Raw genomic sequence first — 12,239 nt, forward strand, 5'->3', positions numbered from 1 at the left:
TCATTGCTTGTCAACCTGCTTTCTTTCCTCATCCTTACTATTATACCAATGTTCTATCTCTAAAACCATATGTTGTAGAGGTAGTTTAGTGACAGAAATTTGCGGTAAAGCACGTAAAAATTCTACTCCATACGATTTTGTTTCGATTCGGCGGTCTAATACGACAAAAACTCCCTTATCCTGTGAGGATCTGATTAATCTACCGAAGCCTTGTTTAAATCGTAAAATTGCCTCTGGTAAAGAAAGCTCGGTAAATGCATTTTTACCCTGTTGCTGTATAGCTGCAGATTTCGCCTTAAAGGTAGGTTCATCTGGCGCAGAGAATGGCAAGCGTACTACAATAACTGATGATAGTCCGTCACCAGGTACGTCTACTCCCTCCCAGAAGCTATTTGTCCCAAATAACACTGAATGGCTAAATTTTTGGAAGGATTTTAGCAAACGCAATTTACTGCCGCTTGTAACACCTTGTGCAAAAATCATGTAGTCGAGAAGCAGCTCACTTTCTTGGATTAGCTCAACCGTTTTTCTCAACATGTCCTGTGAGGTAAATAATACAAAGCATCTCCCTTGAGTTGACCTGACAATCTGTGTAATTGCCAATGCAACGGATTCAATATAATCTGATTGAGATACTCCTTGAATATCCGGCATATCATTTACGATAAAGGCTTTTGCCCCTTTATAATAATGCTCTGGAGCTTGAAGACGTTTTAAGGGTACATCCTTTTTGATTCCTAATTGCTTGGCTATGAATCGCTCATTATTAGGTACTGTTAAAGTGCCCGAGGTCCAGATGACTGCTGACTTTTGTCTTATTGGATGAAAGAGCTGTTCGATTGTTGACGAAATACTGATTGGTTTTTTCAGTACACGAATACTGCCAGGAATATTTCTTTGATCGATTTCAATCCAAGTGGTGTAATCCTCATCATATTTGATGAAAATTTCATCCCATTCACTCGCCTTCATCTTATACTCGCGAATCCAGTAATCCCATTGCTCTAAAACTAATTTATGCTCTGGGGCAATTTGTTCAATATCTTTTTTGAAATGAGCAGACATTTGGTCGGCTAAGTCAATCCATTGCTGCATAGCCTTTGAAAAATCCACAATATATTCCCTGTTCAAGGATAGCTCATGCATAAAATCCAATCGCTTTGCATTGGATTTTGAATGATGAGCAGATACCCTCATTTGGGAAACAATATCCTGCATCGTCTTATCGAATAACTCAATCATTCGGATATATATTTTTTCCAATTGATGAAAGGCACTTAATGGTACTCTTTGTTTTTTAATAGCGATTTTTTGAAATGCCGTAAATAATTCCTGATCTGTTGACAATCCAATTCGACCGAAAATATATTTCCAATTTGTAAAGGTAAAAATAGCTTGATCCCGTTGCTCAGCTGCTTGAACAAATTGATGCGCCTCATCAATAATCCAGCCGTCGATTTCATCAAAAATCGGTTCATGACGCACTAAGTCGGCTAGGAGCATGGAGTGGTTTGTAATAATTAAATCTGCATCCGAGCTCTCCTGAATGGCACGATCATAATAATCAAGGCTGTGTTTTTGCTGGGTCTTTTCAGTATTTTTACGGATTTTATCAATAAACAGCTGACCCCCACCTGAACAATTCAGCTCTGAAAGGTCCCCGGTTTCGGTTTTAGATAACCATACAAGTACTTGAAGCACGGTTAAGGTTTCATCGTAGGATAAATCCTGGCTTTTCATTAATTGCTCAAAAAGGATGACATCCACATAGTTTTTCTTTCCTTTTAATAAAGTCACATTAATAGGACGTCCAATTATTTTTTCTACCTTTGGGATTTCATTTGTTAAAAGCTGTTCAAGTAAGTTTGTTGTATACGTACTAATACATACTTTTCGATTGCTCTTTTTGGCATAGAGGATGGATGGTATCAGATAGCCAATTGTTTTGCCAATTCCCGTTGAAGCCTCAATCATTACTTCCGATTTATTGTTCAAATTGTCCCAAATGATATCCATCATCTCGAATTGCTCCTGGCGCTCCTCGAACTGCTCCATTGCTTGTTTAAAAAGCCCTACTTTTTCTGGAGTCGTAATAGGGTACTCTATCCCCTCCTGTAAATCCTTGACGCTTTTTGAAGGCTTTTTTAATGCAAGTTTGTTGTAATAAACATAATCGTCTTCTTTCTCAACTTTTCCACGCTTAATTTGTAACGCTTCAAAAAATAGCTGTGAAAGATTCGTTTTTAAACGAAAAGACTTTTTATGCATCTGCTCTAAAGTTACCTGTGGGAGTGAAAGGATTTCTTCCCAGCATTCCTTTAGTAATAAGGCACAAGCCTTTGCATCATCATCTGCTCGATGGGCGTTGTTTAGAGGGATATTAAGCTCTACTGCAAGGTCTCCTAATTTATAGCTCAAGGAAGATGGAAATAATATTTTTGACAGCTCAACCGTATCGATTACTTTGCCATTCCATTTGGGTAAACCGACACGTTTAAATTCACCCTGTAAGAAGGACAAATCGAAATCCGTATTATGAGCGACAAACACGGTATCCTGTAATAATTCATATATATAATCTGCATGTGCCTCAAATGGTAGTGCATCTTGTACATCCGTATCGGTAATGTTTGTTAAATCCTGTATAAAAAGCGGGATTGATTTCCCAGGGTGAATGAATGATGTAAAAGTCTTCTTGATACACCAATCCTCCATGATGACAATTGCTATTTGAATCATACGGTCTCCGTTTGCTTGGGAATGACCGGTTGTTTCGATATCAACAATTGCATATTTCTGACTTTCCACCATTTTTCCTCAACTCACAATTTAAGTTTATTATCATCAGATTACGAAGCTGTTAGTTATAATTTAATACCGTAATCAGAATTCTCTATCTAGATAAGCGAATTTTATCATACCTACAGTCAATCGGTCATCTTAAGCCCCGCGAGAATATAAAAAATACCCAAAAGTCATTAGGACCTTTGGGGTGAAATGATGTCTTATTTATAAAAAGCATTATGTACAAATAAAAAGAGCAGGGGCTCATCTCCCTGCTCATAAAAACAAAGTACTCCGACAAATCCGTGTCGTAATGAGTACTTTGGTTGTAAAGTATAAACTTTACATAGGTTTGGCACCTAGAATCTATTCTATCTCAAGTTTGATAGAAACTCAAGTGGAAAAATATTTCTCTATAATTATTTAATTGTAGCCTCTGGTTCATAGGAGATCATTTCCTTGATTGTATTATTTTCTCCCATGATTGCTATTGTTGGTTTGTGATCTTGCGCTTCTTCATTTGTCACGTATACGTAAGAAATGATAATGACGATATCCCCTTTTTGAACAAGTCTTGCTGCAGCACCATTTACACAAATTACGCCACTACCGCGTTCACCCGCAATAATATATGTCTCAAAACGAGCACCATTATTATTGTTAACAATATGAACCTTCTCATTTGGAAGCATCCCTACTGCATCTAAAATATCTTCATCAATTGTAATGGACCCTACATAATTTAAATCGGCTTGTGTTACCTGTGCACGATGGATTTTACTATTCATCATCATTCTAAACATTTGCTGTTTCCCCTTTAGTTGAAAAAATAATATTATCAATTAGTCTTGTTTTTCCAATATAAACTGCGGTTGCTAGTAAAAAATCATTTGTAGTATCTGTGACTGCTTTTAAATCTGGATAAGATAAAAGCTCTAGATAGTCAATTACCCCACCTGTTTTATCAGTAATATGCTTCGATGCTAGCTCAATTGCCGCAGTTGCATTCCCATGTAATATAAACTCTTCTTTTGCAAGAATTAGTCCTTCAAAAATGGCTGGTACCACGGCACGCTCCTGCTCTGTTAAATAAACATTGCGGGAGGACTTCGCAAGCCCGTCTGCCTCTCGAACAATTGGTAGAGTTTTAATTTCTAACGGAAAATTGAAATCTCTCACAAGTGTTTGAATAATGGCAACCTGCTGTGCATCCTTTTGACCAAAATAGACGCGCTTTGGCTCTGCAATATGAAATAGCTTTGCAACCACTTGTAGTACCCCATCAAAGTGACCAGGTCTAGAAGCACCACATAATATCTCAGACTGTCTGCCAGCTCTTATTGAAATCCCGCCATCTTCTGGGTACATTTCATCAACAGATGGAGCAAATATAACATCTACACCAACCGATTCAGCCAATTGTGCATCTCGTTCTAAATTACGAGGATAGGATTCAAAGTCTTCATTTGGACCAAATTGTGTTGGGTTTACAAAAATGCTCATTACAACAAGATCATTTTCTCCCCTTGCTTTCGTTGCTAAAGCCAAATGTCCCTCATGGAGGTAACCCATTGTGGGTACTAAGCCAATGGATTTTCCTTCACCTTTTGTATCGTGGACTATGGATTTTAACTGGGCAATTGTGTTGATAATTTTCATTTTTCTACGCCCCCATAGATTTGCGTGAGCTCTTCATCCTTCATGGTAAAGCTATGCTTTAATGTTGGGAAGGTACCTGCTTTCACTGCTTTTGTATAGTTTTTAATGCCACGTTCAACTTCTTCACCAACAAATGAAAAGCTTTCAACAAATTTTGGGATGTGGTGATTTCCATACCTTAACAAATCATGGTAAACAAGAACCTGCCCATCAGCTGTCGCACCAGCACCAATTCCGATTGTCGGAATCGTCAGCTCTTTTGTAACCGCTTCCGTTAACTGATGAGGTATACACTCCAATACGACAGCACAGGCACCTGCAGCTTCACATTCCTTCGCATCCTGAATGAGCTTCATTGCTTGCTGAGCTGTTTTTCCTTGAACCTTATATCCACCAAGAACATTGGCTAGCTGCGGCTGTAAACCTAAGTGAGCAACAACTGGGATTCCAGCAGTAGTAAGCTTTTCGATGGCCTTCACTACTTCTCCAGCACCCTCAACCTTAAGTGCATTGGCACCTGTTTCCTGCATCATTCTAACTGCTGTTTTTAATGTTTCATTTTGATCGCCGTGATACGAACCAAAAGGCATATCTACAACAACAAATGTATCCTTTGCTCCGCGTCGTACAGCTTTTGCGTGGTGAACCATGTCTTCTACTGTAACGGGAAGCGTTGAGTCATAACCGAGAACAACCATCCCCAATGAATCACCTACTAAAATCATATCGACACCAGCCTCTTCAGAAAACCTCGCTGCTGGATAGTCATAGGCCGTAATCATGACGATTTTTTCATCTTGTGCCTTCATCTTCAAAAAATCACTCGTACTTTTCATCATTTTTTCCTCCTTTTTATTAAGAAGAAAACATGAGAAGAACATACGATAATCGATGTTATTCTCTTATACCGAGTCCCGATGTAAGCGCTTCTCAGCATAAAAAAATCCCTCTGTCTTAAAAATAGACAGAAGGATTGCGTTGTTAAAAATTAAAAATAACGCAGTTTGTTTTCTTCCGTCCCTGTCTTATAAAAGATCAAGGCAGATCTTTTTAGTTATTTAAACGTGTAACAAGGTACAGTTCAAAAAATGATACTGTCCATACCGCTACTATAACAACTTTTAAAGTAAACGTATACAGGTTTTTATAAATTCTCTACAGCTTTTTTAATAGACAAGCCTTTAAAATTAGCCAAAGTAAAACCCTACCATTTTAAGCTTTAAATGGTAGGGTCATTTCATAAAACACTAATACAATTTCAATTTTTTTGTAATCCATATGCAAACCTTAGACCTTATGTATTCTCAGCAGATGATGAATTTGATGAACGTACTTTCCCACAACGAACACAGCGATCTGTAAAATAACTGTATTTATGATAGCCAAGCATACGACAAAACATAGAACTGATCATTTTCATAAAGCTAGTTCACCCCGAATCTAGTAATTTACTCTTTTCAACTCTTTTACTTATCATTATATTCCTGTCTATAAGAGAAAATACCATATTCATAGTAAAAATATAATAAAAGTTTTGAATATTTTTACATTTTATCCTTTTTGAGTAGGTTTGCAATTTTATTTCGAGAGACTTTTTAACTAAAAATTAGAAAAACTCTTTTTCAACAGTGAGATTTCACCTACGAAAAAGAGTTTTCTAAAAAATATATATTCTATTATTCATTCAATTCGATATCAGCAGAATAGATACTTCGAACTTCTCCATTATCTAGCTGAATTTCCAAAACACCAGATTCAGTAATACCGATTGCTTTTCCTTCAATAACTTCTGTTAAAGTTGTGGCTTTAATTTGTTTACCTATTGTTCCAGAGGCTTCTTCCCATAGCTTCTTAATAGGACCAAAACCTTCTTTCACATATAAGTCACTATAGTTCTCTAAGTAATTTAAGATAGTTCCAACAAGTTCAGCTCGGTTTAATACTCTATTTTCCTCGATACTTAAAGAGGTTGCAATCGTATGAAGCTCTTCTGGAAAATCCTCCTGCTGCTGATTGACATTAATGCCGATTCCAATCAATAATGCCTGGACTCGATCCATTTCAGCGATCATTTCGGTTAAAATGCCCGTACACTTCAGTCCATTTACTAAAATATCATTCGGCCATTTGATAACGGGAGTAAAATTACTATATAGAGATTTAATGGCATTAATAATCGATACTGCTGCCACTAATGTGAATTGAGGTGCTTGATGTGGCAATACATCTGGTTTGATAATAACTGTCATCCAAATGCCCTTCCCCTTTGTCGATTCCCAAGGACGGCTCATTCTTCCCTTGCCCGCGGTTTGTGACTCAGCAATTATAATTGTCCCATCCTTAGCACCATTACGAGCTAATTCATGTGCAATCGTTTGAGTAGAAGCACACTCGTCTAAATAATGGATGGACTGTCCAAATCGCTCTGTAGACAAAAAGGATGCTATACTCGCTGCATCCACTCTGTCTAGTTTATTTGTTAATAGATAGCCTTTTTTCTTAATTGTATCAAAAGTATAGCCATCCTCTTGTAAGGACTGCAAATGTTTCCAGACCGCCGTTCGAGAGATTCCCAATTCATCAGCTAAATACTGACCTGAAATCGGCTCCCCTGAGGCAAGAAGGAAACGCTTTAGTATTTTATCCTTCATTGATAAAGTCATTTAAGAACCATTCCTTCAACTTGTCTTCTTCATTTTCTACGTATCCGTTTAAAACAGCTATAATTGCAGCATCTAAAGCAACTTTAATCCAGGGACCACTTTTTCTAGTAGTCCAGCTCATCAAATGATTTCCGCTGATAGCTAATTGGTCAATGGCTTGAATTGGCAGGCTATTTTTAACCGCATGTATTTCTTCTTTTTCAAATGGTAGAGCAATGTTTTGCCATCTAGCAAAATCATAAGCTGTTTCTAAAATCTCTAGCTCATTTGAAAAATAATCCATTGCAGTCCACTTTTGTCTTAATGCATCAAAAGCATTTAGTGTTTTACGAACAAAGGTTTTTTCCTTTTTCGACAAACGGTAGAAATCCACAATATCTTGCATTTCCTGACGATTCAAAAGACACAAATAAGCCCAGCCAATCTCTGATTTTTCAGCTTTAAAAGTACGCCAATGCTCAAGCTGGTCCGAAAAATGCCCTACTAAAAATTTCGATAGATTACTTTCAATCAGTAATTGAAGACCATAGTATACAAATTTACTTTTCCAAACCTTAGCCATTTCCATTGCAATTCGTTCATTTGCTATAAAATCAATTAAATCACTATCAACCTGAATGGCCTTTAAAGTTTTTTCCTCGATAGTAAAACCTAATTGAGACCCAAAACGAATAGCCCTCAGCATTCGAAGGGCATCCTCACGAAAACGCACATTCGGATCACCAACAGCACGGATAACCTTATTTTCTATATCTTCTTTTCCACCATATAGATCAATGATATCACCGTCTTTTGTAAAAGCCATTGCATTAATAGTAAAATCGCGGCGCTGTAAGTCTTCCTCGAGGTTTCGAACAAACTTTACTTCCTCTGGTCTACGATAGTCACTATATGTACCTTCAGTGCGATAGGTTGTTACTTCAATTGGCTCCCCTTCATCTAAAACCAATACAGTTCCATGCTCAATTCCAACATCTACTGTCGATGAAAAAATTTCTTTTATCTCTAAGGGCAAGGCACTAGTTGCAACATCCACATCATTGACTTTTCTTTGCAATAGATGATCTCGTACAGCACCACCAACAATGACCGCCTCAAAACCACTTTTTTCAATCCTGTCAATCACCTGTAACGCAGCATGCCATTCCTTATTTATATTCATACGCGCAGTGCCACCAATCGTTCATAGAGTTGTTCATAATGATCAATAATAGGCTTCGCTAAAAATTTCGTTTGAATAGAGGTAATTGCAGCTTGACGGAATTGGATTAATTTCTCTTCATCTTTTAATAATTGAATTGCAAATTGGGCTGCTCCTTCAGTATCACCAAGCTCGACAATGAAGCCATTTTCACCATGTTGAATAACTTCTGGTATACCTCCTACATTTGTACCGATGCCGGGTACCCCGCAGGCCATTCCTTCCAATAATACTAAACCAAAGGATTCAGTTTCTGATAGCAATAATTTTAAGTCGCTTAAGCCAAATAACTCTGCAACATTTTCTTGCTTTCCTAAAAATAGAACATCCTCTTTATATGGCGATGTTTTCACATAATCGACCATTCTTTGTTTTTCAGGACCATCACCTACTAACAGAAGCTTAGCAGGCATTTCTGCTCGAACTTTAAAGAAAGTATTTATGATATCTGGTAAATTTTTAATTTTACGGAAGTTCGAAACATGGATAAGAACACGCTCGTCATCACTAATTCCATATTGTACCTTTAAATTACTAGAATCTATTGGCTTAAATATCGACTCATCAACAAAATTATAAACAGTTTCGATTTCTTTTTTTGTATCGATTAATTGATAGGTCTGTTCTTTTAAGGCATCCGAGACAGCTGTCACAATATCCGACTTATCGATACCATATTTAATAGCCTGAGTCATTGTCGAATCCTGTCCTAGCACTGAGATGTCGGTACCATGTAAGGTTGTAACTATACCAATATTTTCTCCACTCATTTCACGTGCAAGAACTGCACATACAGCATGCGGAATAGCATAGTGAACATGTAGTACATCTAATTTCTTCTCTTTTATAACATCCGCCATCTTACTTGCTAGAGCAAGGTCATATGGAGGGTATTGAAAAACAGAGTAATTATTTACTTCAACCTCATGAAAAAATACATTGGGGTAAATTTTATTTAATCGAAATGGAACACTAGATGTTATAAAATGAATTTCATGTCCTCTTTCTGCTAGCATTTTTCCAAGCTCTGTTGCTAGAACACCAGAACCACCAACAGTTGGATAACATGTAATTCCAATTTTCAGCTTCTTCATCCGACGTTCTTCCTCTCTATCCAAATAATTAATTACTTTAATCATTGAAAACAAATTAATTAATCAAATATGTGTAGATTCATATATGCTTATTGTTCAAAATTATTGAACAAAGCATCCGTCAGAAGTTCTGTATATTTAGATAATTAACAAATATTTTTAATGCAAAAGTTCAATATCACTTTTATTTACGTCTTTCCTGGATTAACCGCCAATCTACAAATCCCTCTTGTAGACCCTTTAGTAGAATTTCTGCTGTTCCCATATTCGTTGCTAAAGGGATATGGTAAACATCGCAAAGTCGAACAAGTGCCGTTACATCTGGTTCGTGTGGCTGTGCAGTAAGAGGATCTCTAAAGAAAATGACCATATCCATGTCATTATTAGCTATCATAGAGCCAATTTGCTGATCGCCCCCTAATGGTCCTGAACGAAATCTTATTAGCTTTAAACCAACCTCATCTTGTATGCGCTGTCCCGTTGTCCCAGTTGCATATAATTCATGCTCAGACAATATTTCTTTATATGCTATAGCAAACTCAACTAGACTATCTTTTTTACGATCATGTGCAATAAGAGCGATTTTCATTTTCTATCTCCATTCTTATAGGATATTTTCTAGTCCGTATACTAATTCTTCCAATGTCATGACCTTTTCAATACAGTAAACAACTCCACCCATAAAGGATTCACGGTTATAGGAATCATGGCGAATCGTTAGCATTTGCCCTTCTCCACCAAATAGAACCTCTTGATGAGCTACTAAGCCTGGTAAACGTACAGAGTGAATGCGCATTCCCTCAAAGTCTGCACCTCGTGCCCCTGGCATTGTTTCTACTTCAAATTCATGCCCCTGCTTTTGTGATTCACGAACCTCCGCAATCATCTGAGCTGTTTTCTTCCCTGTTCCAGAAGGTGCATCTAATTTACGATCATGATGCATTTCTATAATCTCAACATGTGGTAAATATTTAGCAGCCTCTTTTGCAAACTTCATCATTAATACAGCACCAATTGCAAAATTCGGCGCAATAATACATCCTACTTTACTTATTCTTGCAAGATTTGTTAGCTCTTCTAATTGTTCGTCAGTAAAGCCTGTAGTACCAACAACTGTACGTACATTATGTAACATTGCTTCTTTTGTATGCTCATATACAGAATGCGGATTTGTTAAGTCGACTAAAACATCTGGTTTTGTTTCTGTAATCAATTGCGTGAGGTTCGTATAAATTGGCACGTCTAAATTTGAAGGAAACATTTCAAGCTCGGCTAAGCTATCTCCTACATGCTTATAATCTAATGCCGCCACAAGCTCCAAACCATCGCGGTTATAAACAGTTTTTACTGCCTCTGACCCCATTTTCCCTCTACTACCTGCAATTGCAACTCTTATTGTCATACTATTCATCCTTTCTGCCTTTAATATTTTCTGCTATGAAATAATGTTAACTTATTGGATACCTAATGCATTTGTATAACATACTAAAAAAAAGAAAAAATCTCCTAATTCTACATTTGTATTTTTCAATTCAGACAGATTTTTTCGTCCCTATACAAGTTAGTAGTATTTTCTCCTGTAAAACTGCCTCCAACTAAGGGTTTTTAGTACCAAAGTTAGTTTTTAGAAAATCTAATTCTTGAATTTTTATATGTATTTATCTATTTTTTTACGGTAATTTTCACATTATATATCTCATTCGACATCATACCATGCACTTAGTATCATCGTATATAATAAAGGGCTATGTTGTCAAAAGAAGAAAAATAAAACATAATGTATCTATCGTTGGAGGTAAATAAAGTAAGCAAGAGTAATAATAAGTAACTATTTATTGTTAATGTTTGGAGGTTATTTTTTGAGAGGTATTAAAGTAAAAAACATTCTTGGAATATTATTAGGTGCAGCCATTTTTAGTTTTGGCCTCCTACATTTTAATATTCAAAACGAACTAGGTGAAGGTGGCTTTAGCGGTATTACGTTAATATTATACTTCACATTAAATTGGGATCCAGCAATCATGAACCTTATTCTTAATATCCCGATGTTTATAATAGGCTGGAAGCAATTTGGTCGTGTAGAGTTCATCTATACAATTATTGGAACTGTTGCAGTTTCCATCTTCCTACGTATTTTCCAGGTTTACGAAGTGAATTTGAATCTTCAAGACGATTTACTTTTAGCTGCTTTATTTGCAGGTGTTTTCGTCGGGATTGGGCTTGGAATTATTTTCAGATGCGGTGGTACAACAGGTGGAGTCGATATCATTGCTCGACTTACAAATAAGTATGTTGGCTGGAGTATGGGCCGTACCATGTTTTTATTTGACGCTTTCGTAATTTTAGCATCGTGGCTTACATTCTTAGATGCACGTTCGATGATGTATACACTTGTAGCTGTTTTTGTTGGTGCTCGCGTGATTGATATGGTTCAAGATGGTGCTTATTCTGCAAAAGCTGCACTAATCATTTCAAATAACCCTGATGAAATTGCAAATCTTATTTCTGAGAAGATGGAACGTGGAATCACTGTATTCCATGGCTATGGACATTACACAAAGCAATCGAAGGATGTTCTATACTGTATTGTCGGCCGTAATGAATTAGTACGACTTAAATCGATAATACGTTCTATTGACCCTAATGCATTCGTCTCAATTATTGACGTAAAGGATGTTACAGGAGAAGGCTTCAGAATCGATGAGTAGATAAAAAGCATAAAGCGCTTGGATTGATTCATTTCTAAAATGTACCCTATAAGATGGACACTTTAAAAAAAGTCCTTCTTGTAGGGTACTTTTGTTTATAATGAGAAAAAAGATGTTGGAGCGGAATTAG

At 36.8% G+C, this 12,239-nt stretch carries 11 protein-coding genes; 1 reads left to right on the top strand and 10 read right to left on the bottom strand.

Going from position 1 to position 12,239, the window contains the following annotated elements:
* The 10 genes from dinG to dapB all read right to left on the bottom strand — a co-directional run bounded on the left by dinG (position 1) and on the right by dapB (position 10,803).
* Positions 1-2,811, bottom strand: a complete 2,811-nt coding sequence (dinG, locus tag BJ095_RS07830; RefSeq protein WP_107934335.1) for an ATP-dependent DNA helicase DinG — start codon at positions 2,809-2,811, stop codon at positions 1-3.
* Positions 2,812-3,203: 392 nt separating this feature from the next.
* Complete coding sequence (gene panD, locus BJ095_RS07835; RefSeq protein WP_107934333.1) at positions 3,204-3,587, bottom strand: aspartate 1-decarboxylase; 384 nt, start codon at positions 3,585-3,587, stop codon at positions 3,204-3,206.
* Positions 3,580-4,443: a pantoate--beta-alanine ligase gene (gene panC / locus BJ095_RS07840; RefSeq protein ID WP_107934331.1), complete on the bottom strand. Its 864-nt coding sequence runs from the start codon at positions 4,441-4,443 to the stop codon at positions 3,580-3,582. The genes panD and panC overlap by 8 nt, the downstream gene beginning before the upstream one ends.
* Positions 4,440-5,279, bottom strand: a complete 840-nt coding sequence (gene panB / locus BJ095_RS07845; RefSeq protein WP_107934329.1) for a 3-methyl-2-oxobutanoate hydroxymethyltransferase — start codon at positions 5,277-5,279, stop codon at positions 4,440-4,442. The genes panC and panB overlap by 4 nt, the downstream gene beginning before the upstream one ends.
* A gap of 458 nt (positions 5,280-5,737) precedes the next feature.
* Positions 5,738-5,863: a hypothetical protein gene (locus BJ095_RS19375; protein WP_255502509.1), complete on the bottom strand. Its 126-nt coding sequence runs from the start codon at positions 5,861-5,863 to the stop codon at positions 5,738-5,740.
* 256 nt (positions 5,864-6,119) lie between these two features.
* A complete protein-coding gene (locus BJ095_RS07850; protein ID WP_107934327.1) occupies positions 6,120-7,106 on the bottom strand; it encodes a biotin--[acetyl-CoA-carboxylase] ligase in 987 nt (328 codons plus the stop codon).
* Positions 7,084-8,268 carry a CCA tRNA nucleotidyltransferase gene (locus BJ095_RS07855; RefSeq protein ID WP_107934325.1) on the bottom strand — a complete coding sequence of 395 codons (1,185 nt, stop codon included), beginning with the start codon at positions 8,266-8,268 and terminating at the stop codon, positions 7,084-7,086. Before BJ095_RS07855 ends, BJ095_RS07850 begins: the two co-directional genes overlap by 23 nt.
* Positions 8,265-9,401, bottom strand: coding sequence for an N-acetyl-alpha-D-glucosaminyl L-malate synthase BshA (gene bshA, locus BJ095_RS07860; protein ID WP_107934324.1), 1,137 nt, complete (start codon positions 9,399-9,401; stop codon positions 8,265-8,267). The genes BJ095_RS07855 and bshA overlap by 4 nt, the downstream gene beginning before the upstream one ends.
* A 184-nt stretch (positions 9,402-9,585) precedes the next feature.
* Positions 9,586-9,990, bottom strand: a complete 405-nt coding sequence (gene mgsA, locus BJ095_RS07865) for a methylglyoxal synthase (RefSeq protein WP_107934322.1) — start codon at positions 9,988-9,990, stop codon at positions 9,586-9,588.
* 15 nt (positions 9,991-10,005) lie between these two features.
* Positions 10,006-10,803, bottom strand: coding sequence for a 4-hydroxy-tetrahydrodipicolinate reductase (gene dapB, locus BJ095_RS07870; protein ID WP_107934320.1), 798 nt, complete (start codon positions 10,801-10,803; stop codon positions 10,006-10,008).
* Between the two features lie 439 nt (positions 10,804-11,242).
* Between dapB and BJ095_RS07875 the strand changes: the two genes are divergently transcribed.
* Positions 11,243-12,109, top strand: coding sequence for a YitT family protein (locus BJ095_RS07875; protein ID WP_107934317.1), 867 nt, complete (start codon positions 11,243-11,245; stop codon positions 12,107-12,109).
* Positions 12,110-12,239: the final 130 nt, after the last annotated feature.

This window comes from Ureibacillus chungkukjangi, from assembly GCF_003217295.1.
In the GTDB taxonomy this organism is placed as follows: domain Bacteria; phylum Bacillota; class Bacilli; order Bacillales_A; family Planococcaceae; genus Ureibacillus; species Ureibacillus chungkukjangi.